24 protein-coding genes are annotated in these 25,965 nt (G+C 62.1%); 14 read left to right on the top strand and 10 right to left on the bottom strand.

Annotated elements, in window-relative coordinates; all coding sequences use genetic code 11:
- Nucleotides 1-89: 89 nt before the first annotated feature.
- Genes QZ307_RS03450 through QZ307_RS03440 form a run of 3 tightly spaced genes read left to right on the top strand, consistent with a single transcriptional unit; the run spans nt 90 to nt 1,037 of the window.
- The gene (locus QZ307_RS03450; protein ID WP_295995902.1) at nt 90-584 is read left to right on the top strand and encodes a DUF3990 domain-containing protein; all 495 of its coding nucleotides are present in this window, start codon (nt 90-92) and stop codon (nt 582-584) included.
- 4 nt (nt 585-588) lie between these two features.
- Complete coding sequence (locus tag QZ307_RS03445) at nt 589-828, top strand: hypothetical protein (RefSeq protein ID WP_295995899.1); 240 nt, start codon at nt 589-591, stop codon at nt 826-828.
- Nucleotides 825-1,037, top strand: a complete 213-nt coding sequence (locus QZ307_RS03440; RefSeq protein ID WP_295995896.1) for a DUF3791 domain-containing protein — start codon at nt 825-827, stop codon at nt 1,035-1,037. Before QZ307_RS03445 ends, QZ307_RS03440 begins: the two co-directional genes overlap by 4 nt.
- 86 nt (nt 1,038-1,123) lie before the next feature.
- Here QZ307_RS03440 and QZ307_RS03435 read toward each other — a convergent pair whose 3' ends face one another.
- Nucleotides 1,124-1,648, bottom strand: coding sequence for a DUF2148 domain-containing protein (locus tag QZ307_RS03435; RefSeq protein ID WP_295995893.1), 525 nt, complete (start codon nt 1,646-1,648; stop codon nt 1,124-1,126).
- A 159-nt stretch (nt 1,649-1,807) separates the two neighbouring features.
- On the opposite strand from QZ307_RS03435, the gene QZ307_RS03430 reads away from it, so the two are divergent.
- Complete coding sequence (locus QZ307_RS03430; protein ID WP_295995889.1) at nt 1,808-3,379, top strand: helicase HerA-like domain-containing protein; 1,572 nt, start codon at nt 1,808-1,810, stop codon at nt 3,377-3,379.
- 217 nt (nt 3,380-3,596) lie between these two features.
- Here the strand turns inward: QZ307_RS03430 and QZ307_RS03425 are convergent, their stop codons facing one another.
- Nucleotides 3,597-5,339, bottom strand: coding sequence for an FAD-binding protein (locus tag QZ307_RS03425; RefSeq protein ID WP_295995886.1), 1,743 nt, complete (start codon nt 5,337-5,339; stop codon nt 3,597-3,599).
- A 346-nt stretch (nt 5,340-5,685) separates the two neighbouring features.
- Between QZ307_RS03425 and QZ307_RS03420 the strand changes: the two genes are divergently transcribed.
- The 3 genes from QZ307_RS03420 (at nt 5,686) to QZ307_RS03410 (ending at nt 9,364) form a co-directional block, all read left to right on the top strand.
- Nucleotides 5,686-7,227 carry a helix-turn-helix transcriptional regulator gene (locus tag QZ307_RS03420; protein WP_295995883.1) on the top strand — a complete coding sequence of 514 codons (1,542 nt, stop codon included), beginning with the start codon at nt 5,686-5,688 and terminating at the stop codon, nt 7,225-7,227.
- A 159-nt stretch (nt 7,228-7,386) separates the two neighbouring features.
- Nucleotides 7,387-8,226: a GH25 family lysozyme gene (locus QZ307_RS03415; RefSeq protein WP_295995880.1), complete on the top strand. Its 840-nt coding sequence runs from the start codon at nt 7,387-7,389 to the stop codon at nt 8,224-8,226.
- Between the two features lie 76 nt (nt 8,227-8,302).
- Nucleotides 8,303-9,364, top strand: coding sequence for a nucleoid-associated protein (locus QZ307_RS03410; protein WP_295995878.1), 1,062 nt, complete (start codon nt 8,303-8,305; stop codon nt 9,362-9,364).
- A 256-nt stretch (nt 9,365-9,620) separates the two neighbouring features.
- On the opposite strand, the gene QZ307_RS03405 is transcribed toward QZ307_RS03410, so the two are convergent.
- Entirely contained in the window at nt 9,621-10,580 is a 960-nt protein-coding gene (locus QZ307_RS03405) for a hypothetical protein (RefSeq protein WP_295995877.1), read from the bottom strand.
- Between the two features lie 487 nt (nt 10,581-11,067).
- Between QZ307_RS03405 and QZ307_RS03400 the strand changes: the two genes are divergently transcribed.
- Entirely contained in the window at nt 11,068-11,925 is an 858-nt protein-coding gene (locus tag QZ307_RS03400; RefSeq protein ID WP_295995874.1) for a pyridoxamine kinase, read from the top strand.
- A 183-nt stretch (nt 11,926-12,108) separates the two neighbouring features.
- Here the strand turns inward: QZ307_RS03400 and QZ307_RS03395 are convergent, their stop codons facing one another.
- From QZ307_RS03395 to QZ307_RS03385, 3 genes are read right to left on the bottom strand one after another with little or no spacing between them, the layout of a single operon-like run.
- Nucleotides 12,109-13,284: an ABC transporter substrate-binding protein gene (locus QZ307_RS03395; RefSeq protein WP_295995871.1), complete on the bottom strand. Its 1,176-nt coding sequence runs from the start codon at nt 13,282-13,284 to the stop codon at nt 12,109-12,111.
- Nucleotides 13,285-13,313: 29 nt separating this feature from the next.
- Entirely contained in the window at nt 13,314-14,096 is a 783-nt protein-coding gene (locus QZ307_RS03390; RefSeq protein ID WP_295995869.1) for an ABC transporter ATP-binding protein, read from the bottom strand.
- The gene (locus tag QZ307_RS03385) at nt 14,093-15,142 is read right to left on the bottom strand and encodes an iron ABC transporter permease (RefSeq protein WP_295995866.1); all 1,050 of its coding nucleotides are present in this window, start codon (nt 15,140-15,142) and stop codon (nt 14,093-14,095) included. Before QZ307_RS03385 ends, QZ307_RS03390 begins: the two co-directional genes overlap by 4 nt.
- 142 nt (nt 15,143-15,284) lie before the next feature.
- Here QZ307_RS03385 and QZ307_RS03380 point away from each other — a divergent pair, with 142 nt between their 5' ends.
- The 3 genes from QZ307_RS03380 to QZ307_RS03370 all read left to right on the top strand — a co-directional run bounded on the left by QZ307_RS03380 (nt 15,285) and on the right by QZ307_RS03370 (nt 17,618).
- On the top strand, nt 15,285-16,142 hold the full coding sequence (locus QZ307_RS03380; protein ID WP_295995863.1) for a DUF364 domain-containing protein: 858 nt from the start codon (nt 15,285-15,287) through the stop codon (nt 16,140-16,142).
- Nucleotides 16,143-16,191: 49 nt separating this feature from the next.
- Nucleotides 16,192-16,917: a hypothetical protein gene (locus QZ307_RS03375; protein WP_295995859.1), complete on the top strand. Its 726-nt coding sequence runs from the start codon at nt 16,192-16,194 to the stop codon at nt 16,915-16,917.
- A 164-nt stretch (nt 16,918-17,081) separates the two neighbouring features.
- Complete coding sequence (locus tag QZ307_RS03370; protein ID WP_295995857.1) at nt 17,082-17,618, top strand: hypothetical protein; 537 nt, start codon at nt 17,082-17,084, stop codon at nt 17,616-17,618.
- A 117-nt stretch (nt 17,619-17,735) separates the two neighbouring features.
- Here the strand turns inward: QZ307_RS03370 and QZ307_RS03365 are convergent, their stop codons facing one another.
- The gene (locus QZ307_RS03365; protein WP_295995854.1) at nt 17,736-18,413 is read right to left on the bottom strand and encodes a methyltransferase domain-containing protein; all 678 of its coding nucleotides are present in this window, start codon (nt 18,411-18,413) and stop codon (nt 17,736-17,738) included.
- A 298-nt stretch (nt 18,414-18,711) separates the two neighbouring features.
- On the opposite strand from QZ307_RS03365, the gene nrdD reads away from it, so the two are divergent.
- Entirely contained in the window at nt 18,712-19,017 is a 306-nt protein-coding gene (gene nrdD / locus QZ307_RS03360) for an anaerobic ribonucleoside-triphosphate reductase (protein WP_275205961.1), read from the top strand.
- A gap of 179 nt (nt 19,018-19,196) precedes the next feature.
- On the opposite strand, the gene QZ307_RS03355 is transcribed toward nrdD, so the two are convergent.
- A complete protein-coding gene (locus QZ307_RS03355) occupies nt 19,197-20,813 on the bottom strand; it encodes an FAD-binding protein (protein WP_295995848.1) in 1,617 nt (538 codons plus the stop codon).
- 307 nt (nt 20,814-21,120) lie between these two features.
- Between QZ307_RS03355 and QZ307_RS03350 the strand changes: the two genes are divergently transcribed.
- Nucleotides 21,121-22,593: a LuxR C-terminal-related transcriptional regulator gene (locus QZ307_RS03350; protein WP_295995845.1), complete on the top strand. Its 1,473-nt coding sequence runs from the start codon at nt 21,121-21,123 to the stop codon at nt 22,591-22,593.
- Nucleotides 22,594-22,878: 285 nt separating this feature from the next.
- Here the strand turns inward: QZ307_RS03350 and rd are convergent, their stop codons facing one another.
- Together rd and QZ307_RS03340 are read right to left on the bottom strand one after the other, a co-directional pair.
- Nucleotides 22,879-23,043: a rubredoxin gene (gene rd, locus QZ307_RS03345; protein WP_016309958.1), complete on the bottom strand. Its 165-nt coding sequence runs from the start codon at nt 23,041-23,043 to the stop codon at nt 22,879-22,881.
- Nucleotides 23,044-23,290: 247 nt separating this feature from the next.
- Nucleotides 23,291-24,865 (bottom strand): helix-turn-helix transcriptional regulator, encoded by a 1,575-nt coding sequence (locus QZ307_RS03340; protein WP_295995839.1) that lies wholly within the window; start codon nt 24,863-24,865, stop codon nt 23,291-23,293.
- A gap of 351 nt (nt 24,866-25,216) precedes the next feature.
- On the opposite strand from QZ307_RS03340, the gene QZ307_RS03335 reads away from it, so the two are divergent.
- Nucleotides 25,217-25,965 (top strand): C45 family autoproteolytic acyltransferase/hydolase (locus QZ307_RS03335; protein WP_295995836.1); only part of this gene is annotated, 749 nt, incomplete at its 3' end.

Below are 25,965 nucleotides of genomic sequence, written 5' to 3'. Positions count from 1 at the left end.
CTCGTTTTCGAGCGGCTTTTTTGCATATGGGAGGGTAGCCTGCAAAAGGTTGGTTTTATTTTTTTCCTTCTGCATAAGGCAGGTGTCTGGTGCGCCTCTATCACGCCTCTACTCAGATAGTCGATCATCCCCGCATCGTCAATCGTACCCCCTACCTTGATTTCGGAACGGGCTTCTATACGACCACCAATCTTGAGCAAGCGGAAGACTTTGCGCGCAAGGCTTTTGTCCGCCGCGGTATGCAGGGGCAGCCCACTCTTAACGAATACGAGTTCAATCTTGAAGAGGCGCAGGATCAACTCAATGTGCTGGAGTTCTCGGCGCCTGATCAGGCATGGCTCGATTTCGTCGTGCATAATAGAAAACAAGGTCGCGACGCTGCTCTTGAGCTTGATCTTATTGTGGGCCCAGTGGCAAACGATGACGTGTTTACCACCGTGACTCTTTACGAGGGCGGGCAGATAACCGCTACGGCGGCATTGGAGATGCTGAAGATAAAGAAGCTCTTCATGCAAATATTGTTTTGCAGCGAGCATGCCCTCGAATTTCTTCAGTTCGTATCTGCGCGAACCGTTGAAAGGTAAACCAATGGCGAAGTCGGCAGAACAAGTTTCTCTTCTTCTGGGCACGGCCATTCTTCCCGTGCTCTTTGAGCGACTGGGGATGGTTGATCCACAGCAAATCGAAGCCTTCTACGAGACATCTTTCTACGAGATGCTTCGCAACCCAGAAAGTGGTTTGTGGCATATGAGCACCGAAGCTCTTGCAGATCTGTATCAGCAGGAGCAGACCGACGGCACGCTTCCCGATCCCGAGGAGCAGTCATGAGCAAAGAGCTGCGCTTTCTCGTCTTCGCCATTGAATACTACCGACAGGCCAAGAACCTAACGGGCTCAGAGGTAGCCGCCCTCTTCCGCGACCGCGGTCTTTCCCAGATGGTGCTCGATAACTATTACCTGTACCATATCGAGTCCCCGGACAATATGGTGGCCGACCTCGATCGCTACCTAGTGACAGGGGAGCCACCGGTTCTGTAGCGAGCCGTCTTGCTGCCCCATATCTCTCGATGGCGCGATTTAGGCGCAATTCGTCTGGGGCCGCGTAGGATGCTTGGCGCCTCCCCCTACCCTCGATCGAAGAACGGGCTCTTGCTGCTGATACTCACGGGGATGGCGTATACCTGGCCCACGCCTTCGCCCAGGAAGCCCAGCTTCCAGGCGGCTTGGCCGGCGCTGAACATGATGCGGGTGTCCACGCCGTAGGCCTGGGCGCGCGACACGGCGGCTCCCAGGGCGATGCCCACGTCCACGGCGTTGATCTCGCAGGGGGCTTCGGCTGGCTTTTCGCCGCAGGTGGCAAAGCCGCAGTAGCCGCAGTTCAGGCCCTGCAGCTTGGTGCGCGTGCCCACCAGCACCACGCACTGGCTCTTGCGCACGCAGCCGGCATCGCGTCGAAAGAACTTATGGCCGCGCTCTTCGCCGAGAGCCTCCATGGCGCATGCCAGCGCCTCTTGCTCGTCACCATTCACCACGGCGCACTCTACGACGTCGACGCCCTTGCCCTTCGGCGCGGTCCGAGCGGCTACCAGCATCTTCTGGGCAATGTCCAAGGCCTGCTTGTGGCGTAGCGTGCGTTCGTCGTAGATCATGGCGGCTCCTTTTCGTCGGTTTCTCGCATTCTAGCACCGCTTCACACCCCACGATGGCACGCAACGGTCTTCCAACAGTGCGGGACGCGTGGGGCGTGCAACGGTGACCCTCCCCGTAAGATGACCCCAACGACTCACACCCCCGGTCAGGAGGCTTCCATGCTTGAAGGCGATAAAATCCTCGTCGCGCGCGGCGAGAACCCTTGCTATCTTCTGCTCGATCAGGCCAACCGCCACGGTCTTATTGCCGGCGCTTCGGGCACGGGCAAAACCGTCACGCTGAAGGTGCTGGCCGAGGGCTTTGCCCAGGCTGGCGTGCCGGTGTTTCTTGCCGACGTGAAGGGCGACGTCACGGGCATGGCCGAGCCGGCCGACAATGCCGAGGCCATGGCCGAACGCGCCGCTTCTCTGGGCGCCCAGGGGTGGACGCCTCGTGGCTGCGACGTGCGCCTGTGGGACATGCTCACCGCCGACGGCGTTCCCGTGCGCATCACCATCTCCGACATGGGTCCCGATCTGCTCGCGCGCTTGCTGAACCTCACCGAGGTGCAGCGCGGTGTGCTGGCTATCGCCTTCCGCCTGGCCGACGACAACGGCATGCTGCTCATCGACCTGAAAGACCTGCGCGCCATGCTCGCCTACCTGGCCGAACACTCCAGCGAAGTGGAAACGCTGTACGGCCGCGTGTCCTCGCAGTCCATCGGCGCCATCCAGCGCGCTCTGCTCACCCTGGAGGATCAGGGAGGCAACATCTTCTTCGGCGAGCCGAACCTGGACATTACCGACTGGCTGGTCACCGACGACGCCGGCCAGGGCGTGGTGAACATCCTGAACGCGGCGAAGCTCATGGCTAGCCCCCAGGTGTACGCCATGTTCCTGCTGTGGATGCTCGGCGAAATCTACGAGATGCTCCCCGAAGCGGGCGATTTGCCCAAGCCGAAGTTCGTCTTCTTCTTCGACGAGGCGCACCTGCTGTTCAGCGACATGCCCAAGGAGCTCACGGACAAAATCGTCCAAACGGTGAAGCTCATCCGCTCCAAAGGCGTGGGCGTCTACTTCATCAGCCAGTCGCCTTCCGACATTCCCGATGAGGTGCTTGCCCAGCTGTCCAACCGCATCCAGCACGGGCTGCGCGCTTACACGCCGGCTGAGCAAAAGGCCGTGAAGGCCGCGGCGGCTTCGTTCCGCGAGAACCCGGCCTTCGATTCCGTGGACGCGCTGCAGGAAGTGGGCACGGGCGAGGCGCTGGTGTCGCTGCTCAACGAGGACGGGCAACCCTGCGTGGTGGAGCGCGCCAAGGTGCTGCCGCCCGAGTGCAAGATGGGCGCCGCCTCGCCAGAAACCCTTGAGAAGGTGCGCCAGGCCCAGGCCGCGCTCATGGAGAAGTACGGCCAGGCTATCGACCGCGAAAGCGCCTACGAGAAGATCGCGGCCGAGAAGAACGCCGCCGCCGAGGCCGACGAGCTGGCCGCGCAAAAGGCCCAGCTGGAAAAGGAGCGCGCCGAGTTCGAGAAACAGAAGGCGGCCGAAGAGGCCCGCGCCGCGAAGGCGGCCGAGAAAGAGGCCGAGCGCGCCCAGAAAGCCGCCGAGAAGGAGGCCGAGCGTGCGGCCCGTGCCGCCGAAAAGCAGCGCGAGCAGGCCATGAAGACGGTCAGCTCGGTCATCGGGCAAATCGGCCGGGAAACCAGCCGTCAGCTGCTGCGCGGCATCTTCGGAGGTCTGCGGAAGTAGCACGAGCTGGCTTTGGCGATTCGCAGAAGGAACGGCGAGCTGCTCTCTGCCATCGCTCCTTCGCAGGTCATAAAGCAAAAGCAGAAGCGCCAGGGAGGGAAGAGCACTTCTGCTTTTTCGGGAAGGGTTTCGTAAAGAGCGAGGGAGCCGCCCGGCGCGCAATGATCGCTGCACGCCCAAGAGGTAGTGCTGGGCGGCCGGCTTCCTCGCTCAGCGGCTATTTCGCCGCAGCGGCGTTCATGCCAGCCAAACGGCCGAACACCAGGGCCGTGGCCAGGCTGATGCCGGCCTCGGTGACGGGGTACTCCACCAGGTAGCGGCCGCCCATGTTGTTGCCGGCTACGTACAGGCCGGGGATGGGCTGCATCTCGTCGTTCAACACGTGCAGGTCGAGGTCGCAATCGAGGCCGCCCATGCACACCAGCATGCCAGCGTCGCCGAACTCGCAGGCGTAGTACGGCGGGTTCTCCAGCGGGAACATGCGGTCGGCGCGCTTACCGAAATCCTCGTCCACGCCCTTCTTCGCCAGCTCGTTGTAGCGCTCCACCGAAGCCACCATGGTCTCCACCGGCACGCCCATCTTTTCGGCCAGTTCCTCGATGGTGTCGGCCTGGTGGGTGATGGCGTCCAGGAACATCTTGTCGGTGGTGTAGCCGCTGAAGCTGGCGCTGAAGTCGTCGCCCACCACGGCGGCCCACTTATCGGCCTCGGCGTCGGGGATGTAGTAGTTCACGTAGCCGTGGCCGGTACCCTGGCAGGCTAGCTGCTCGGGCCACTTCGCGTCGATGATCTGCCACGAGCGCGCCTCGGGCTGGCGAGACAGCTGGTCCTGGATGTTCTGGCCCGGGATGTCCTCGTTCATGAAGCGCTCGCCGTTCACGTTCAGCTGCAGGAACGCGTCCACGCCCAGGGCAGCGCCCATGTGGTGCGTCATGGGCGCCAGCGGGCCCAGCTCCATGTGGCCGCCGGCCCACATGCCCATGCGGTGGCCGTCGCCGGTGTTGGCCACGTTGCCCTCAACGTCGATGTTGGGGTAGAACGGCGCGATGTTTTCCACCCACGGCACGTAGTAGTTCAGCATCTCGGGGTTGCCAGAGATGTCGCCGCAGCACAGGATAACGCCGTTCTTTGCGTTGATCTGCGTGTACGTGCCGCTCTTGTCGCGCACGTAGGCGCCGGTCACGCGGCCGGAGTCGTCCTTGATCAGCTGCTCGGCGAAGGTGCCGAACAGGAACTCGGCGCCGTTGCCCTCGGCCAGGGCCTGGCTCGATTCCATGCACCAGCCCACGCTGGGCTCGGTGGTCACGGTGCCGTTGAAGAAGGGGAACAGCTCGGTGGAGCGGTCGTAGCCCTCCAGCACGGGGAAGCACTTCGGGCGCACCACATATTCCTTCTCGCCGCTGGCCGGCGTGGCGGAAGTGGGCACTACCTCGTAGTCGGCGCCCTCCACCAGCCAGTCGAAGTCCTCGCCGGAATGGTCGTACCAGTAGCCCAGCAGGCGCGCGTTGGGACGGAAGGTCATGTCCTTCATCAGCTGGTTGACCACCTCGCCCTTACTGGCCAGCTCCATGCCCAAGTCTTTCTGGATCTTCGAGCCGTAGATGCCGAAGTCGCCGGCCATGCCGATGACGCCCAGCTGCTCCTGCTTCTCGACACCGATCACCTTCACGCCGGCCTCAGAGGCGGCACGGGCGGCGCAGATGCCCGACAGGCCCAGGCCCAGCACCAGCACGTCGCAGTCCTTCGTGTCGGCCACGTCGGTGGGCACGGCCGGCGCGGTCATGAAGGCGGGCTGGCCGCTGGCGGCCGCGGTGCCTTCCGTGCCCGTCTCGCTGAGGGCGGCCTCGCTGTTGCCCGAGGCGGCCGGCGCGCAGCCAGCCAGGCCGGCAGCGCCGACGCCGGCGGCGGCCAGGGCACCCAGGCCCAGGAACGAACGGCGGCTCATAGATTCGCGTGTCATAGGTTCTCCCCTTTCTTCGAGCGCTTGAGCGCTCACTCCCGAACGATGCGCGGGTCGTGCACATCGGCATTGCTGGCGAATTGAGGGGCTGCTCGCCGACGAAAAGGTGGCAAGCCCCTCGGGTGTTACGAAGGCTTCAGGGCTGTCCTGAAGCGGCTTCGCTGCAATGCGTTTGCTATGGTACGGAGAGCGCGCCGCTCGCACGACACCCGCCAGTAATGAAATTGACCGATAGGGAGGCCTGTCACCTCTCACCCGTGACGGGTGGTGCGAAATGTCATCAAGGCCTTATACTGGGGCTATGGGAAAAAGCTTCATCGAAAATGCTCGCGCATCATTGGAGGGGATGCGCGCGAAGGCCCGCTGGTATCACGGCGGGTACGCGCTGTACGTTGCCTTCAGCTTCGTTTACTTCCACGATGCACTGCCCCTTATCGGAGAGGCCGGGCTGCCCACCGAGGTAGGGGCGCTGTTCCTTGCCGCGTTTCTGCTGGCGAAATCGGTGGGATTCTTGGGCGGGGCCGTAGCCTCACTGCGACGCACGCGCTCGGTGCCGCCGGTTTTTCTGGCCGTGGTAGCCGCGTTGCTGCTTATTTTGGGCGTCACCTTGTCCACGGCCGTGCTGCGCCTGCCGTTCTTCGCATTCGGCTCGGCGGAAAGCGCGGCGCTGCTGGGGCTGGCCGCCGTGCTGCTGGGCATGGGGGACAGCCTGCTGCTGTTGCTGTGGGGGCGTTTCTGCAGCACGCTTTCGGTGCGCACTACTTACTTGTTCGTGCTGCTTTCCTACGTGGCGGCCCTGGTGGCCTATGGTGCCATGATGGCATTGCCGGCAGTGGCGCTGATGGTGCTGGCGTGGCTAGGCTTCGGGGTGATGCCGTTATGCTTGCAGCGCAGTCTGGCGCAGACCAAGGCCGACTATCAGCGCCCGGTCCGCGGGCTGGCGGCGCGGGCGGCGGGAGCCCTGTGGCGCCCCGTGGTGCTGACGGCGCTGTTCGCGTTCCTCAGCAGTTTCACCTTGCTGGTGTCGGGCCAACAATCGACGGGGGCGGAATCGGCCCAGTTCACTTCCACCGCCGTCACGTTGCTGATGGTGCTGCTTCTGCTGGTGCCCGCGCTGTTCTCGTCGCGGGCCATGGATGTGGGCGCGGCCTACCGCATTGCGCTGCCCGTTTCCACGGGCGGTTTTCTGCTGCTGGCGTTTTTGTGGAACGGAGGCGGCGGGGTGGCCAACTCGATGGTGGCCATGGGCTGGCTCATTGCCGACATCATTTCGTGGTGCATGATTGCCGACGCCGTGCGCAAAACCGACATGTCGGCGTTTCTACTGTTCGGCCTGTGCGAAGCCCTGATCGGGCTTGCTTCGCTGGCGGGCGTGGGCGCGGGGTTCTTCTTCGCCACCCACATCGGCACTGAAATTGTGACGCTGCTGGTGCTGGCGCTTATTGTGGTGTACCTGTGCAGCATGGTGGTGCTGCTGGTGATGAAGGATCGCCGCATGGGCACGCTGTCGGTGGGCGAGGGGGCCGGTCAGGAGGGTGTGGGCGAAGATGCTGGCAGCGCACGAGCGGGTGCGGGCGCAGCGCTGGGCGCGGCTGTTGGCACGCCTTCGGGCGCGAGTGTGGGCGGGGGCGCCGGCACCGGTCAGGCCCCGGTGGTGGAGGATCGCGCGCAGCGGGCCTGCGACCGTCTGGCCGCCGAGGCGCGGCTCACCCCGCGCGAGACCGACGTGCTGCGTTGCTTGGCCCAGGGGCGCAACACGCAGTACATGGCCGACCACCTGTGCATTTCCGAGAATACGGTGAAGTCCCACGTGCGCAAGGTGTACCAAAAGCTGGGGGTCAACTCCAAGCAGGAGGTCATCGACATGGTGAACTCCGACGAGGTCTAGCGTTTCGTCGAGGACCGCGCGCCGCCTACTTCTCGGTTTTCTGCCAGTTTGCGGCAGATTCGATGCAGAAAAACACGCTCCTATACAATAAGGAACGCCAAGGCCCCGCTGAGTCTTGGCGAGAATGCCAGGATGCTCAGCTTGCCCAGGAGGAACTTCGTGACTGCTCATTCGCCTCTTCTGACCCGTCGCTCGTTTGTGGCCGCGGGGGCGTGCGCCGCGGCAGCTCTGGCTTGCGGTTCTGCATCTTCGCTGGTTGGTTGCGCTTCAGAAACCCAACAGGAATCCGCGCCGGAGCCCGAGCCCTATGTGTGCCCCTATAACTGGGAGGGCCTGGTGCGCGATGGCGACAAGCTGGCGTACTACGAGGGCGACCAGCTGCGCTCGCGCTGGGGCATCGACGTGTCCGAGCACCAGGGCTTCATCGACTGGGCTGCCGTGGCCCAGGCCGGGGTGCAGTTCGCCTTCGTGCGCGTGGGCAACCGCGGCGCCACCGAGGGCGTGCTGGGTATCGACGAGTATTTCGAGTACAACGCCGCCAACGTGACCGCGGCCGGCATCGAGGCTAGCGCCTACTTCTTCTCCCAGTCCATCAATGAGGACGAAGCGCGCGAAGAGGCCGCCTTCGCCATCGAACAGCTGCGTGCCGCCGAGGTCAACGGCGCCCATTTCACCGCCTTGGCCTACGACCACGAGCCGGTGGAAATCGAGGGCGCCCGCGCCAACGATCTTTCACGCGATCAGTTCACCGCCAACGCGCTGGCGTTTTGCGAAGAGGTGGCCAAGGCGGGTTACCAGCCCTTGCTCTACGGCAATCAAAAAGATCTGCTGCTCCTTACCCCCGAGGCCCGCGTTGCCTATCCCGTGTGGCTGGCGGAGTACGACGTGCCCAATCCCACGGCCCAGATGGATTACGTGCTGTGGCAGTACACCAACGCCGGCACCGTCGCCGGCATCGACACCCCCGTGGACCTCAATCTCTGGCTCGAAGCGAAGTAGGAGGCTTGGGGTTTTCGCGCGGGCTTTCGGTATAATACGCTTCCGAAAAATGCTTGCTCGTAGCGAAAGGCTTCCCGTGAAAATCAATCAGGCTATTCTGCATGTGCTCGATTTTGTGTCCTGCGTGAACGTATACGCCCAGGTGCCAATGGACTTTTCCAACAAGGTGGCGAAACGCTACGTGACGTCCCAGGCGCGACGCACGCTCAACAACCTGGACAGCAAACGCGGGCAGTTTGCCGCCGATAGCCTGTTTGCCGAAGAGCTGCGCAGCTACTTCCGCGGTGAGCGCGATTTCGTGGGGCTTTCCCAGCAGATCGCCGAGTTCGTGGCCGGCGAGCTGGGTCGCATGGAGAAGACGCCTTCCACCGACGTGCTGGTGGTGGACTTCGAGGGCGATCTTGATGAGACGGTGCGCGAGATGACCGACGAGGAGGCCGAGGCCGCCTACAAAGCCGCTGGACCGCGCTACTTCGCCATTATTTTGCTGGAGGCGCGTCAGGCCTATATGCACGAGGTGGGCTCCAACGACTTCGGCGACACGGCCACCACCATTGCGCGCCATCACGCCATCCTGCCGAACCCTTCGCAGAAGGTGGCGTCTTTTGCCCTTATTGCCGCTGATGGCATGGAGGTGTGGTTCGTAGACAAGGAGCGCGAGATTGCCGGCGAGAAGCGCTGGATCATCCCCGATGGCTTGCTGCAGTGCTCCATGGAAGCGTCCTCTAAAGAGGTGCTGGAGGCCGTGACCACGGTGGTGGAGGAAATGGCGGAAGAGTACGGCGCCAACACGGCGGTGGCGCTGTCGCGGGCCAAGGCCTACGTGGCCGAGCGTGCCGAGGAATCCGATGAGGTGGACGCCCACGAGCTGGGCCGCGAGGTGTTCGCCGACGCGCCCCAGGTGGCGGAGCGCTTCGACCGTGCGGTGGATGAGGGGGTGCTGCCGGAGCGCGTGGTGGTGGAGAAGGCGGTGGCCAAGCGCGTTACGCGCACCCACAAGATTCGCACCGACACGGGCATTGAGCTGACCTTCCCGGCTGAGTATGGCGAAAACGCCGAGTTCATTGAGTTCTTTAGCACGCCTGACGGGCGCATTGAGATCGCGCTTAAGAATATCGGGTCTATTGAGAATCGGTAAGCCGGGTTGGGTCGTCCGCGCGGAAGGGCGGCGGACTCGTCGTCTGCCCACCCGCTCCGCTGCTCGCTTCGCTCGTGCGCTGCGCTCCTTCATGCTTTTACTTGGCGACCTTTGGTCGCCTTATTTTTTGGCGTTCAGAGAGCCTGGCCGACGAGTCCGCCGCCCTTCCGCGCTGCGTTTCTCTGGTCGGTCTCGAAGTTGGCGTTAGGAGGTAGCCTCGGACGGCTCCAGCGCTCTGTCTCGTAGCCTCTCTCCATCAGGCCCTGAACTTCGGCGGCTTCTGCTGCTTGGCTAGGGCGGCGCTTTCTTCTACTTCGTCGGTGTCGGGGTCGGGGGCTTCGTAGCGGTGCTTTGCCAGCTGCTCGCCTACTTTGTAGACGACGTACCAGAGGACGCAAGCCGCCAGAAGAGGTACGGGGGCGAAGTTCGTGTGCAGCGACGGCACGGCCCAGAGCATGATGGTAAGGAAGATGCCCACGCCCAGAATGCAGCGGTTGACCACGCGGAAGCGGGAGGCAATGCGCTGCTCGCCCAGCATGACGCGTTGGCGGGCGCCAGTCTGGTTTACGCGGATATCGTAGCGGTTCGTTAGGCTTAAGGCCTGGTAGTTGTACTCGAAGATGTCCACACGGTCGCCGACGATGATGCCGTGGGCAATCATCCACAGGCTGGGGGCGGCGCCGAGCAGGAACAGGCCCACGGGGATGGCTGAGCCGCGATGGGTGGTAAGGTCGAGCCCCAAGGGTGCCTCGGCTGCGGCTACGGCGCCTCCCAGGCCGGCCGACAGTGCCAGACCGGTGACTCCCGCTAAGAGCCAGCGGCGGCGCACCTTTAGGGCCTCGGCCTTTTGCGAGGGAGTGTAGAAGTTGGTGATGCGCGGATAGGCGGTCATGTAGTTCTTCCGGTTGTTGCGCGCATAGCCCAGCAGGGCGAAGCCGATGATGATGAAGATCATGACCACCAGAGAGATGGTGGCGTTGTTGTCGGCGAAGCCGATATTGAGCGCGCCGCCCGACACCATGCCCAGAAAGTCAGTAAGCTCGGTGGCGATGGCGTGGGCGTCCTCGTTGCGCAGGGGCGGCAGCCACAGGGAAAACGAGCCCAGGGCCATGCCCAGCACAATGGTGGCCAAACCTGCGGGCACCACTTTCGAGCGCAGCAGGCGATAGGCGTCGTAGCCATAGGGATCGTCCAAGGGTTCGAGGAATAGGCTCACGGCTTCTGCCTCCTTTCGCTTTCATCCTAGGGTTTTCTGACGGGCGCGGCCTTTTCATGACCGAAAGCGTCACCGGATTGTGGGCGGATTTGTGGCTTCAGAAGCACGGTTTTGGAACGGCAGCGGTTGCTTTTCGCGTAGTAAAGGCTTGGATTGGCTGCGAATGATCGGTTTTGGAACGCTGAGCGTCAAGAGACGTTCCAAAACCGTGCTTCTGAAGCCAATTGAGAGACGAGAAGCTTGTTTTCGCGGTAGTCTCGTTCCAAAACCGTGCTTTCTCAGCCAATCGAGCAGCTCTTAGGGGCTATCGGAAAAATGTAGGGCCGTGCGGCGGCAAGACGAGTAGAATCGAGCGCGGACGAAAGTGGTGGGAGTTGCGCCATTTGAACCTCGACGCGGACTTCGGAGCACGTTGCCCCGCGCTCGCCCTTGGGCGAGCTTAAGCGCTGGTCGGCAGGCACTCCCGCCCCTCATGGAAGGAGCCTTCATGGCGAATCTTTACGAACGCGAAGATGCCTACATTCCCCGCGTGGCGGCCATTCACGACCTGTGCGGCTACGGCAAGTGCTCGCTCGGCGTGGCCATTCCGGTGCTCTCGGCGGCCGGGTGCGACGTGTGCCCCGTGCCCACGGGGCTGTTCTCCAGCCACACGGCCTTTCCGGGCTGGTACATGCACGACACCACGGACATCCTGGAGGATTACCTGGCGGCCTGGCAGGGCATTGGCGTCGACTTGGATGCGGTGTACTCGGGCTTTTTGGGTGCGCCCAAGCAGGTGGACATCATCAAACAGGTGTGGGAGCGCTACCCCAAGGCCCTGCGCGTGGTGGATCCGGTGATGGCCGATCACGGCAAGGTGTACCCCACCTACACGCCGGAGCTGGTGGAGGCCATGGGCACCCTGGCCAACGGCGCCGACATTCTGACGCCGAACCTTACCGAGGCAGCCATTATCCTCGGTCGCGAGTGGCAGGGCTGCGACGTGGACGAGGAAACGGTGCGCGCCATGATTCTGGAGCTGCGCGAGCGCGGCGCGAAGAACGTGGTGCTCAAGGGCATCGAGCACGGCGACGGCCTCATTCACAACTACGTGTGGGGCGACTCGGTAGAGTTCACCGAGACCACGAACGCCAAGCTGCCCTACATGCTCCACGGCACCGGTGACGTGTTCGCCAGCACGCTGCTGGGCGCCGTCATGACCGGCTCGAGCCTGGCCGAGGCCACGGCCTTCGCTGCCGACTTCACGGCCGACGCCATGCTGGTATCTGCCAAGCAGCCCGACTTCGAGGCCCGCGGCGTTTCCTTCGAGCCCCTGCTGGGCAAGGTGACGGCGCTGCTGGACTAAGCGCCTGCGCGGCGTTTCCTCTGTCAAAATCGGCTGAGCCGCTTCGTCGCGCTTCTTCTTTTGCTGCGATGCCTGTCGGGAGCAGTTGAAGGAGCGATCGAAGCCGCAGCGCGTTGCAGACACAAAAAAGCGACCCGCCCTTACAAGGGCGGGTCGCTTGCGTTTGGGGCCGTTCGCTCGAGCCTAGTTATCAGCGGCACGAGGCACGGCGTCCTTGATAAGGTCGTTCAGCTCATCGTCGGTCAGGTCGTAGTTGTACATGGTCTTGTAGTAGCCACGGGTGACGTCGGCGATGGAGTCGTCGAACTTGTCGGGGTACAGCAGGCGCGGCAGCCACTGCAGGCCCATGAGCTGGTTCACCGTCGGCGGGTTGTTCATCCAGCACCACGGATCGTTGGGCACCTGGTAGTAGTTGTCGTTGTCGATGGCGGCGATGCCAGCCCAGGCCGGGTTGTCGCCCACGGTGTCGTAGATGCTGCCCTCTTGGAAGATGATGAGATCGGGGTTCCACAGGGCGATCTGCTCGAGGCTCACCTCGTTGCCCGTGCCCTTGCCCGAGGCTTCTTCCACCACAACCACGTTGTCGGCCACCATGTCCACGACGGCGCCCTGGAACGAGGTCTTGGCGATGGCGTTCAGGCCGTTCTCGCCCAGCAGGTAGGCCATATGCACGCGCTCATCCTCGGGGATGCCCGCCATGGTCGTCTCAACCTTCTGGTACACGTCGGTGCAGTACTGGGACAGCTCGTTGCCGCGGTCCTCCATGCCCAGCAGCTCGCCAAGGCGCGCGTAAGCCGCGCCGTAGTCGGACAGCTTCGCCTCGATGAACACCACGGGAATGCCCAGTTGCTCCTGCAGGGCGTTCAGGTCGTCCTCAGCGCCCTCCTTGGCCTCACCAGTGTCGATAATAACCTGCGGGTTCTCGGCGGCCACGGCCTCGCGGTTCAGGTTGTCGGTGGCACCGAGAACAGCGCCGAACACCGGGTAGTCGGCGAACTTCTCACCGAAGATCTTCAGCTGGTCGTCGGTCAGCTCCTGGGCCAGGCCCACCATCTTGTCGGGGGCGATGGTCAGCAGCACCTGCTGGGCCGTAAAGCCCGAGGGGCAGATACGGTCGATGGTGGCGGGCAGCTCAACGGTGCGGCCCAGGTCATCGGTGAAGGTAATGGTGTCGGCGGAAGCATCGGCATTGGCGTCCGTGGAAGGGGCGCTCTGCTCGGTGCTCGGGGTGGCTTCGGTGCTTGCGGCTTCGTCGCTTGACGAGCATGCGCTCAGGCCGAAGGCCAGGCAGGCGCTGAGGGCCAACGCGCCCGCGAAGGCAGCCCACGTGCGGCTGCGAGCTTGCAGGGTTTTCAACATACGGGTAACTCCTTTTCTGTTCCTCCCAATTAGGACTCTATTTCGCTGACGGGCACGCAGACGCGCACCTTGTCGCCGTAAAGGGAATTGACGTCCACTTCGATGCCGTAAAGCTCGCTGATGAGCTCGGAGGTGATGACGTCATGGGGATTGCCGAAGGCCTGGATATGACCTTGGTTGATGACCATGGTTTTATCAGAATACAGAAACGCATGGTCGGGGTTGTGGGTCGACTGCACAATGGAAAGCCCCTCGCGGGCTAGCTGGCGCACGCAGGAGAGCACGCGCACGGTGTTGCCGTAATCCAAGGCGCTGGTGGGCTCGTCCATGATGATGGTCTGGGCGTTTTGGGCAATGGCGCGGGCAATGAGCACCAGTTGCTGCTCGCCGCCGGAAATTTGCGTGTAGGCGCGATGGGCCAAGTGCCCGATGCCGATGCGGTCGAGGGCCTCGTGGGCTCGCTTGAGCTGCGCGGGACCCGGCGAACTGAGCATCTTCAAGTCGTTGCCCGTGGCCATGAGCACCACGTCCACCACCTCGTAGTCGTAGACCGAGGCGTGGCTCTGGGGAATGTAGGAAATTTCCCGAGCGCGTTCGCGGATGCTCAGGTGCTTGAGATCCTTCCCGTTCACTAAGATGGTACCGAGGAAGTTGGGATTGAGGCCCAAAATGCAGCGGAAGAGCGTGGACTTGCCCACGCCGTTGGGCCCCAGCACGTTGACCAGCGTGCCATCAGGGATGGTGAAGGACAAATCGTGCAGGATTTCACGCGGGCCGTAGGAGAAGCAGAGGTTTTTGACTTCGATGCTCATATCTTCTTCTTCCGCGTGATGAGGTACAGGAAGAACGGTGCGCCCACGAAGGCCGTGAGGATGCCAATGGGAATTTCCGCGGTGGTGGCCAGGCGCGCAATATCGTCAACGACCAGCAGGAACGTGGCTCCCATGAGCATGGAGGCGGGAATGAGCTTGCGGTAATCGGCACCCACCATCATGCGGCACAGGTGCGGAATAACCAGGCCCACCCAGCCGATCATGCCGGTGACGCACACGCTGGCCGCTGTGATAAGGGTGGCAGCCACAATGACCACGATGCGGGTACGGCGTGCATTCACACCCATGGTGGCCGCTTCGTCGTCGCCCATGGTGAGAATGTTGATGCGCCAGCGTAGGGCGAACAGCACCGCACAGCCAACGAACATGACTGGGAAGACCATGGCAATCTCGCTCATGTTCGCACCGGTGAGGGAGCCCATGAGCCAGTAGGTGATGTCGGCCAGCTCGTCGGTGGGGTCGGCTACCAGTTTTGCGTAGGATACGCCCGCTTGGAACAGCGAGCTGACCATGATGCCGGCCAACACGACCACCATCATGTGGTTGCCGCGGGCGCGCGAGCTGATAAGCAGCACTAAAAAGACGGTGATCAGAGCGAACGCGAAGGCGAAAGCTGAGGTCATAACCGAACTGAGGCCCAGCAAAATGGCCACGGCCGCGCCGAAGGCGGCGCCCTGGCTGGCGCCCAGGATGTCCGGCGACACGAGGGGGTTTTGGAAGGTTCCCTGATAGGCAGCGCCGGCGAGGGACAGGCAGCAGCCGACTAGGAGAGCCAGCAGGATACGGGGCAGGCGCACGTTGAAGAAGAGCGTTGCCTGCTGGTCGGTCCAGGTGGGATCGAGGGGGATGATCTGGTTGACGAGCATGCCCAGCGCTTGGCCGGGATCGATGGGATAGCGGCCGAGCATGAGAGAGGCCACCGCTGCCACCACAAGGGCGATGGCGAGACCCAGGACGACCAGACGCCCGCGACGAGCGGCTGCGGAGACCGTAGGGCGAAGGAGGGTGTGCTCATTGTTCTTCATAGCAGATAATTATATCCTTCATTATAGATAATTTACAGAGAAGGATAATTCGTTACCATAACAATGGTGAAAGAAATGAGAGAGCGGATTGAGGGGCGTTTGCCGGAAAGACTTCGAACCGCGGACGAGAGGAAGGAAGCAGATGGGTTGCGCCGAAAAGGATTGCTGCACGGCGAGCGCGGGAGGACCCATTCAGTTCCCGGGCACCAACGAGCCGAACACCCCGTGGAAGCTGTACAACCATCTTATTGCTGGCATTCCCGAAGACGTGGTGGTGCGCGACTACTGCCTGGGCACCCACTCGTCCTACGTGGCCGCTGACAGTGGCATGGGCGTGAGCTTCACCACTACGGGCGGTGCCAAGCGCCGTTATGCCGACGACCTGCGTGGTCTGCCCCTGCGCACGGTGGCCGAGCTGGCGAAGTCGTGGTGCTTTGAGGAGGCCAGCTTGGGCGTGGCAGCGCTGAACGCGTGGTATTCCCAGCACGGGCTGCTCGATGAGTTAGGCTGCGTGTACGATGCAGCCGTCGAGGTGCCCGATGGCACGGTGCGCAAGATGGATGCTTTCGAGATGTACCGACCGGAAATTACGGCAGCGGGGGACGCCTCGGTTGTGGTGGTGGGCCACTTCCCCCATGTGGAGCGCATCGAGGAGTACGCTCGCTTGACCGTGCTCGAGCGCAAGTGCACCCAGGCCAACGACGTGCCCGATCCGGCCTGCGAGTATGTGATTCCTGGCGCTGATTATCTGTTCATGACGGGCGTGACCCTGATCAACAAGACGGCGCCCCGCCTGCTGGACTTGGCCGCAAATACGAAGACGGTGTTCGTGGGCCCCAGCGTGGTCATGGCGCCGTTCCTGTTCCGTTGGGGCGTGGACATGCTGGCCGGCAGCGTGGTGGCGGACCCGGAGAAGGCCGCGTTTGCCGTCAAGAACGGCGCTGGGCAGTTGTTTGGCGAGGCGCTGACCATGGCGGCTTTGAAGAATCCAGAGGCCTAGCGGGCGCTATCGGCTTCTGCTTCAGGGCGATGGAAAGCGGGAGGGCGGCATGCTGTTTTTTCTGACAGGCGATGTGCAGATAGGGAAGACCCGCTGGCTCCAACAGCTGGCTGACGACATCGTTGCGGCTGGCGTGCCGGTGGCGGGGGTGCTGGCGCCTGGAGACTGGGTACCGGCCGTCGGGGGCCGGGCCGATGGCAACGGCTTCGAGAAGCGCGGCATCGACAACGTGCTCCTCCCCAGCGGGGAGCGCCTTCCCTTTGCGCGCCGCCGCGATTTAGCGCAGCAGGAGGGAAGCTTTGACGCTGCCAGTCAGAGCGCACGGGCTAAATTGGCCTGGGAGATAGACGACGCTGCCATCGCCCGGGTGAACGAGCACTTTCGCCAGCTGGCGGGAGAGGGGCGTGGCGGCGGGTCTGAGCGCGGGGAGGCGCGAGGGGGCGCCCGATCGGAGGCGAGGGGCGCGGACGGGCGAGGGTTGTCGGACGCGTGCGTGCGAGGGCGGTCGGACGCGGGACTCGCTTCTGCGGCTTCTGGCCTTCTGATTGTCGACGAGCTTGGTCGTCTTGAACTTCAGCGGGGCGAGGGGCTTACCGAAGCTGTGGCCCTGCTGCGACAAGGGCCCACCTCGGCGTTTCCCCATGCGCTGGTGGTCGTGCGCGAAGAGCTTGTGGGCGAGGCGGAGCGGCAGCTGGGTGCCGCGTGGCCCGATCGGTGTCGCATTGCGCCCGACGCCGAGGGGCGAGCCGCGGTGTTGGAAGCGGTGGGCGTTTGAGTGTCAGCGCCTGCGTAAAGTAGGGCGTTAAAGGCGTCCTTTCATAGAGGCGTCCGGTGCCCCTCCTTACAAAAGTGAAACCTTCGGGTAAGTGAAATCGGTCGCGCAGGGCTCTTGGGGCCGCTATACTGGTGGCAAAGATAACGAACCAAGGAGGCGCCTCCATGTCCGACCAACAATACGATCCCTCGCAATCTCCCGACGCTGCGGCAAATGGAGAAGGCTTCGGGGGAAACTACGATTCTGGCTATACCCAAACGGCTGACGGCCGGTATGCCCCTGGCTATGGGCAGCCCTCGGGCTACCAACAGCAACCCTACGGCTATCAGGATCCCTATCAGGCGCAGCAGGCTTATGGGTATCAAGATCCCGCTCAGGCTCAGCAGTCCTACGGCTACCAGCAGCCGGGCTACCAGCAGGCCTATCAGCAGCCCGTGGCCCCGGTGCAAACGGCGGCGCTTTATCCCATGACCGACACCGATCGCAACTTGCGCCTGGTGGCGTTCATCTTCTGCATTCTGTCGTTGGTGGGATCGTGCTGGCTTATTCTGCCGCTGGCGTGGATGATTCCCATGTGCGTCATTTCCTGGGGCATCTACAAGGGCACAAAGCCCAACACCGTGGCTTTCGACGTGTGCACGCTCATTTTCTGTTCGCTGGTAGCAGGCATTTTGCTGCTGTGCTCCAACAAGGATCGATAGAAGCGGATAGCATCATGCAAGAGCTAGTTGCGTAAGCGCTGCGCACGAGCCGGTCGCGTGTGTGCTTCGCAAGAGTTAATCGCGCAAGTAACGGGCCCTCGGTTATCCGAGGGCTTTTTATTTGAAAAGGGACTTCCTTGCTTGGAGGGTAAGGGCGAAGAAGCGGCCGGGGTAGGCTGCGGGGTCGAGGTTGTCGACGGAGGGATCTACCTGCGTGCGCTCGACCACGGCGGGCTTGCCAAAGCCGGCGGCGGCAAGCCATGCAAGGAGCTCGGGTTCGGCGCACGCGGCGCCGATGCTGCTTCCGGCAGCGCGGGCGGCTTCGATGGCTGCTGCGGTGTGCGGCTCCTCGGCAACAACGACTTCCAGGATAAGCAGGCCTTCCGACGTCAGCGCTCGAGCGCATTCCCGTAGTGCTTCGAGGGGATCGTAGAGCAGCGTGATGCCGTTGTTGAGGTAGACCACGTCGAAGGAGCCGTCTTCGATGGCGGCGTCGCGTAGGTTTTCGGGGTAGGCGGTGCGGAAGGCCAGGTTGCTCTCGCTCAGTCCGCTGCGATCAAGCGCGGCTGCCATACCCTCCTGGGCTTGGGCCACGAAAGCTTCCCGCCAGTCGATACCGAGCACGAACCCCTGGGGACCAGCGAGTTCGCTGAGCTTGTAGGCACCCTTACCGCGGCGGCAGCCGATATCGAGGATGTGTTTACCGGCAAGGTCCGTGTTGGTAAGGGCCATGTGGCAGGCGCTGACGAGCCCGCCTTCGGCAGGAAGTTGCTGGTAGTACGATGCGCGGTTCATAGGCCCTCTCTTTCCTTGGGGCGCTATCGTACCATGAGCGATTCATTCCAAGCCCCAGTGCCAAATACTACTGGTTTGATGCATGGCCTCACCGCCCCTTACGGGCTCTTTGCGCGGTTCGCGTAACTTCTTGAAAACGTTGGGTATATGGACAACATATTGTGGTAATATTCGCAATCGCTAACTAGATATGGTAACTATCCCCTAGGCGATATCAGGGTGTTAGTGGCAAAGGGTTCCCGTAAGACGCCCCTTTTTCATGACAGCGACTTTCGCCTCGTAAGAACAGGAGAGACTCATGAGCACCAAGATGATCGACGGCGTGAAGATCAATGTGAACTACGCCAACGGCAACGACGAGCCCGTGTCCGACAACGAGATCAAGGCTTACCTGCATCGCGCTGCCGAGAAGTATCCCCATGGCAAGCTGGAGTCTCTGACGCTCGATGTCGATGGCGAGGACGTGGGCATTCACTACGGCCTGGCTCCCGTGAAGTTCGATCGCATCCGCCGCATCACCGGTTACCTGGTGGGCACCATGGATCGCTTCAACGACGCCAAGCGCGCCGAGGAGCATGACCGCGTCAAGCACGAGGTTGCCTAAGCGCACCACAGGCTTAAAGCAAGAGGGGGCTGGCGTGTGGGTTCATCCCAAGCCAGCCCCCTCTTTTGTGTTAGCGCATCGCTCAGCATGAAAAGAGGCCCCGACGCAAATGCATCGGGGCCTCTTGCTAATTCCGCGCTGGCGGGGAGGGAGGCCGGCGCGGAAGAAATAGGCAGTGCCTACTTGCTCGCCACGGCGCGACCCACCACGTAGCCCTGCGTATGGCAGCGGCCCAGGGAGAGGCCGGGCACGGTCATGGGGTAGTCAGGGCTGCCGAAGAAGTTGCCGGCGCAGTTGCCGATGGCATACAGACCCTCGATGGGCGCCCCATCCTTGTCGAGCACCTGCATCTCGCTGTTCACATTCACGCCGTGAACGATGGTGGACAGGCCAATGTGACGGTGGATGCCGTAGAAGGGCGGCTGCTTGATGGCCTTCAGGAACTGAGTGGGCTTGCCCATGTCCTCATCGATGCCGTTTTCGGCCAACTCGTTGTAACGCTCGACCGTGGCGACAAAGGTAGGCACGTCGGTCAGGCCCAGCTTCTCGCCCAGCTCTTCCAGCGTGTCGGCGGAATAGGTGTTAATGAGGCTTTCGTACACGCCGGTCTTCTCGCCCTCCACCTCGGGCATGTAGCTGGCCATGGCCTCGGGCGGCAGGGCCACGCCGGGCCAACCCTCGGTGTCGGCCATGTAGTTGCTGTCGAAGATTTGGCTGTACCAGCCCTGGTCGGCCTCGCTGCGCAGGAAGTTGCCCATGACGGCCATCTCGCAGGCGGCCTCGTTGCAGAAGCGGGTGCCGTCGTTCTTCACGGCCAGGAAGGGCATGTCGGCCATGGAACCCGGGCCGGCATCGAAGTCGTGCTGCACCTTGGAGCCGCAGGCGTCTTCCATACGGGCGCCGGCCCATACCATCATCTTCTGGCCGTCGCCGGTCTTGTTGGTTTCCTTGCGGTAGATGTTGGCCATGCCCGGCTCGTAGTAGGCCATCATCTCGTCGTCGTTCTCGTAGTCGCCGGTGGCCACGATAACGCCCTTGGCGGCGTTGAACTGAATGTAGCCGTTCGAGCCCTCGGCAATAACGCCGGTGACGGCGCCGGACTCGTCCTGCACAAGCTGGACGGCCGGCGTGGAGTAGAAGATGTTGACGCCCTGAGCCTCGGCCCAGTCAGCGATGTCGCGCATGCCGCTGCCGGTGTTGTAGGGCTTGGGGCCGAAATCGAAGGCGAAGTAGGAAACATCGTAGCCGTTCACGTTTTGGATGGCGCCCGTCCATTTAGCGGTGGAGTCCACCATCTGGGCGCCGGCCTGCTCGCCGATGTTCCACAGCCACTTCAGGGCCTCGCCAGAATTGTAGGCCCACAGGCGCACCTGCTCGCGGTCGGACAGGTGGCAGCAATCGGCGTTGATGAGGGACACGACGGCTTCGACGCCGCCAGGCGCCGTCTCCTCCACGATAATGGAATCGCAGGTGTTGCCCTGAGACACAGCTGCCTCTTCCTTCTGCAGCAGGGCCACTTTGGCGCCGGCCTCAAAGGCCGAGATGGCCGCCGGTACGCCGGCCGCTCCCGCGCCGATGACGACGACGTCGAAGTCCTGGGTTTCGGCAATGTCGGTGATGGGTTCCGGGGCGACGAAGAACGACGGCAGGCCATCAGAGCCGGCACCGGTTGCGGAAAGGCTCTTGCTGGCGCTGGGGGCCTGCGGCGCGCAGCCTCCCATCATGGAAACGCCAGCAGCGCCCACGGCTGCCATGCCGCCGAACTTGAACAAGTCGCGTCGGGAAATAGAAGTCATTAGATACCCTCCTTAGATAGGTGCAGCCGTTCCAAAAAGCTGCATCGTCCGCTTTGCGCTGTTTGGGGAAGCTGAGGTGCACCCTACTGTTGACGAGGTGTTTTTGCTATGGTCCGATGACAAGATTGACGGTCTAAATAGTGTAACCCCCCAATTTAACCCCCTAATTTTTCCTCGAGTCTTGCCAAGGGGTGGAGCGCCGCACATAATCTAAGCGAATCCCTCAAAGTTCACTTACCCAGAAAGCGCAGACCCTCTGCGCTTATGTGGTTGCGCCGACGGGAAACGAGGGTGGGGAGGTGGAGCAATGTCGGAAGAAGCTCGTGCAGAGCAGCAGAGTGCCATTCGCGATACCGAGGAGGGTCTTGCGACTGATGCCTCTTCCTTCGGCCATTTCATTCCGCTGGCTTTTCTCGGTCTTGGGCTGTATCGGGCCTGGATAGAAATTGTCTTCGTCGGCTCGTTCGCTCCCTTTCCCTCGGTGGAGTTTTCCGTAAGGGACGTATTCGACTGGGCGATGGTGGCGACCTCTCTGCTCAGTATGATGATGGCACGCCGCATCGGCCCCTTCTTCAACAAGCGCTCGATTTTCATTCTCTCCGGAGCGTGTCTGGTGGGGGCTACGGCGCTCATGTTTCTTACCTGCTGGCTGCCGACTCCTCCTTTAGCCGCTATGGGCCTGGCAGCTTCGGTGCTTGGCGGGGTAGGCATCGCTCTTGTTATCTTGATTTGGAGCGAGTTGTACGGATGCCTGAACCCTGTGCGCGTTGCGCTTTATTATTCGGGCTCTATCGTGGTCGGCGCACTTGTTCTCTATGTGTACCGTGGGTTCCTGCTGCCCTGGCTGTTCGTCATGACGGCACTTCTGCCGGTGCTGTCGCTGGTGTGCGCCCATCGGGGGTTCCGCGAGCTTCCTGCCGACGAGCGCCCGTCGTTGGCTTGGGCTCGTTTCAAGGTGCCCTGGAAAGCCATGATGTTTATGGCCGCCTATGCTCTCGGCTATGGCCTCATGGAAGGTGCCATGTACGACAGTTTTTTCGGCCCCCATTCGGCTCCGGGCACGTTGCTTATGGGCGTTCTTGTCTTCGCGCTCGTGCTGGCGCGTGGTGAGCGATTCGATTTCAGCTTGATCTATCGGGTGGCATTGCCCCTTATCGTAGTAGCCCTCTTCCTTGTGCCAGCCTTTGGCCATGTGCCGGGCAATGTGGCGAATTGGTGCATGTCGGCGGCCTATACGGGACAATCGATTCTCATCATGCTGGTTATGTCGAGCATTTGCTATCGCTATGGGGTGTCAGCTGTTTGGCTCTTCGGTCTTGAACGGGCGGTGCGTCAGGTGGCTATGTGGCTGGGGCGTATGCTGGCGACCTGGGCTGAAGGCGCTCAGGTGCTGGGGGCGCCGGGGGAAACAATCGTGTCTTTGCTGGCGGTGGCGGCTGTGTTCGCGGCGGCGCTTCTTTTGTTCTCCGAACGTGATTTGATGAGCCGCTGGGGCGCCGACTTCATCGAAGGCGGGGTGGGGGCAGCCGCCACTATTCGGAAGCAGGCCTTGCCTGATCGCTGTGCCGAGGTGGCCCGCAAGTACAAGCTCTCGGCGCGTGAGGAAGAGGTGCTGCTGCTTTTGGCCCAGCGAAAGACGGTGGGCATCATCGAACGCGAGCTGTTCATCGCCAACGGTACGGCCAAGGCCCATGTACGTCACATCTATCGCAAGTTAGGCATTCATACACGCCAAGAGCTGTTCGACCTGATCGGCGTCGAGCAGGAAGAGATTGGTTGAGCCGTCGAGAACGACCTGGTTTGATCCTGTGGCGGGTGTCCTGTTGCCAAGCAGCTTAACTTCGCTAGACTCATTCATTCAGTTTAGATTTACGATACTTACTATATTTTCTAGGTTTTCTATACTTGGATTTTTGGAGTGACTTTTCTATAAGTCAGGGCCGATAGCGGAGACTCCCTGAGCTCATGGCTGGTGACGCCCTGACTCCTATTCGGCGTGTAATTCGGCTGCTTATGAAAAGAGAGCCCCGAGGGGCTCTCTTGTGCGTTTTGGTGAAGCGAGCAACTACTCCTCGTACAGCGAGAAGTCGTCCTTGCCGACGCCGCAAACGGGGCAAACCCAATCCTCGGGGATGTCCTCGAAAGCAGTGCCGGGCTCGATGCCGCCGTCCGGGTCGCCCACGGCGGGATCGTAGATATAACCGCACACGTCGCAAATGTACTTGTCCATGGTATCCTCCCAGTTCTCGTACCGGCAGGCGCCCTCTGCGCCATTGCTCGGTCTGGCTGATATGGGCCTATGATGGCATGACTGCCGAGCAGTGGCCCCGGCAGCGGGGAAACCGACTCCGTTCTGTAACGACCCGTCAAAGGGTGCGGGGTCCTCCGGGTTCGGCAGGGCTTCGGTAGGGGAGGGCGAGGGGACATGGTCTTCCAAAGGCGGTCGAGAAGCGCGAGTGGGTCCCTCCTGCGTCCGCTTAAGCCTCGTGTCCGCGCAGGTAGTCGATGATATCCTGACGGGAATGGAGCCCCGTTTTCGCATAGATATGCATGACATGGGTGTGCACGGTGTCCAGTGAGGTTCCCAACTCTTGGGCCACGCGCTTCTGCGTATAGCCGCCGGCGTACAACTCGAGCACTTGCTGCTCGCGATCGGACAGCATGTACGTTTCGCTCAGGGTGGCAAGTCCCTCTTCCCAAGCCGTTGCCGCATCGGGCGCCGTTGCGGGCGCGGGCGTTGCGGGAAAAGCTTCGCCCCCCACAACAACTGCGCTCGGTGACGGGGTCTGGGCGGTTCGGCTTGCCGCATCGGTTGACCCAAGGGGTGCGGTGACTGCCAGCTTCGGAGCCGCAACCTTCGTTGAGAAGGGTGCAGGAGCGGGAAATACCACGGTTTGCTGGAGGGCCCCCTTCTGGTATCCCATGAAGATGGCTAGGGCCGACACCATGAGACACGCGCTGAGCACCGTGAAGATAACCAAGGGACTCGGTTGCGCTGCAAGGAGCAGGGCCACGCGTCCGACGACTTTGCCTGCGGTCCATGTGAGCCAGGCAGCGAGGGCGTAATAGTAGGGATCGCGCTTGCCGATGGTTTCGAACGATATGGCGACATAGCAAACGATAGCCCCCAGCAGAGCGTTGGCTACGGCGGTGAGTGCGCCTCCGACAAGCAGATGCTCAGGGAAAAGAGCGTACAGCACGAGGGCGAGTACGGCGGCAAGCTCTACCAAGGCCCAAAGACCCCAGCTGATGATATCGCGGTTACCCCGAGAGGCCAAGGCGACGATGAGGATGCTGAGGCTGACGAGCGTGATCGTTTGAACAGCCAGGGGTGCCAGGCTCAAGGTAATGGGAAAGCCGTCGGGGAAGCCGCGCAAGGCGCCGACAGCCAGAGAGAGCAGGCCCACGGCTATGGCGCTGCAGGCAAGAAAGAGGGGGCTCATGGTAAAGCGGGGGGCGAAATCGTAGAACCCGATGGTTCCCTTGGCGAAGACCAAATCGCGAAGCGGAGGGCTCTGGCGGCTTGCCGCCAGACACGGCAACTGTCCGAGTGTGAGTACTATGGTGAGCATGGCAGCCGCCGAAGAGGGGAGCATATTCAGCACGAAAAGGATAAGCTCGCTGAGCCCCAGGGCGCTGAAGACATAGGCGACGGCCACCGAACTGCGAGCGCCCTTAGCCAAGCGGAGCCAATAAAACAGAACGCCGGCGGCAAGAACCGAGAGCAGCAGACTGAGGAAAAACGTGAAGCTGCCGCGCAGCGCCTCGCTGCCTTGGATAACCACGCCCGTGGCAATGACCAGCGCCGCGCTGATAATGCCAATGCGGGCGCCCAGCAAAGCTTGGGCGTCGGTGAGTCGGGCTTTATATATGAAGAAGAAAATGACAGCGATGGCAATGAGGAGGGCAAAGACCCCCACGGCCTCGAGGTTGCCGAAGCCCTCATGGAGGCTTTGGTAGCTGCCGAAGCTTCCCAACGTGAAGCTGAGGCGTCCGAAGGCGAGCCCGAGCACGCAGGGGAAGAGCTCCCGAAGGCTGCGCGAGTTGCTCATGGGGACCGCCTTTCTACCAAGAGATTGTTGATGCTGCCGTAGGGCGAACGCGGCCGAATGGGCTTCGCTTCGCAGGTTGGTGACTCTCAGCATAAAGGTTGAGTTCCGCGATGACCTTCAGATCGCCGATCCGTAACGGAGGAGAAACGAAAACCCCTAATCACCTGAAAGAGTTGATGCCTCAACCCCTCAGGTGTTCACAATCCGAGCCAGGAAGAACAAGCCTGCTACCTCGTGTTTTGCCGTTGACGCGCTGTAATCTTCGGTGAAGTTGCCGCTTCGTCTTCCCATCCTATTCGTCCTAAATCAGTGGCGGCGCGCTGGTTGAAAAGAAAGGAAAGGAGCCATCATATGCTCACCGAAACGCAGCAAAAGATGGTCGATCATGCCCAGCTACAGAAGATCAACGGCTGGAACCACATCAAGGTGAAGGGCTCGCCCTACGAGTGCGGTTTCCAGGAAGGCTATCTGCTGGCCGACCAATGGGCCGATGCCCAGCGCGTGTTCGCCTATATGACCTACGAGACCTACGGTAAGGAATATTCCTGGTTCGCCGAGCAGTCCATCCGCTTGCACAAGGATGTTATTCCCGAGCGCTACCTGCAGGAGTTGCAGGGCATGGCCGACGGCTTAACCGCCGCGGGCGTCGAGGCATCCGTCGATGATGTTATCGCTTGGAACGACTACATGGAAATGACCGGCTACTGGTGGCCGGTGAACGCCCCGAAGATCATGAACCGTCCCCAGATGAAGACGCACCGCAAGGAGCACTGCTCCGCCATCTGCGCCACGGGCGACGCGACCCCGGACGGCAAGCCGGTTATCGCCCACCAGAGCTTCGACGAGTTCTGGAGCGGCCAGTACTTCAACGTATGCAAGCACGTGAAGCCTGACGAGGGCTACGACTTCGTGATGCAGGCCTCGGGCCCGTGCATGCTGGCTTCCATGACCGACTTCTACGTTATCTCCTCGGGCCTGTCCGTCACCGAGACTACGCTGGCCGGCTTTGACAAGTACAGCGAGGAAGGCGTGCCCGAGTGGGTGCGCATCCGCGACGCCGTGCAGTTCGCCAGCACCATCGACGAGTTCGTCGAGCGCCT

The organism is uncultured Adlercreutzia sp. (assembly GCA_910585575.1).
In the GTDB taxonomy this organism is placed as follows: domain Bacteria; phylum Actinomycetota; class Coriobacteriia; order Coriobacteriales; family Eggerthellaceae; genus Adlercreutzia.
The sequence above is the reverse complement of the archived record's forward strand: the minus strand, read 5'-3'. Positions and strand labels throughout refer to the sequence as shown.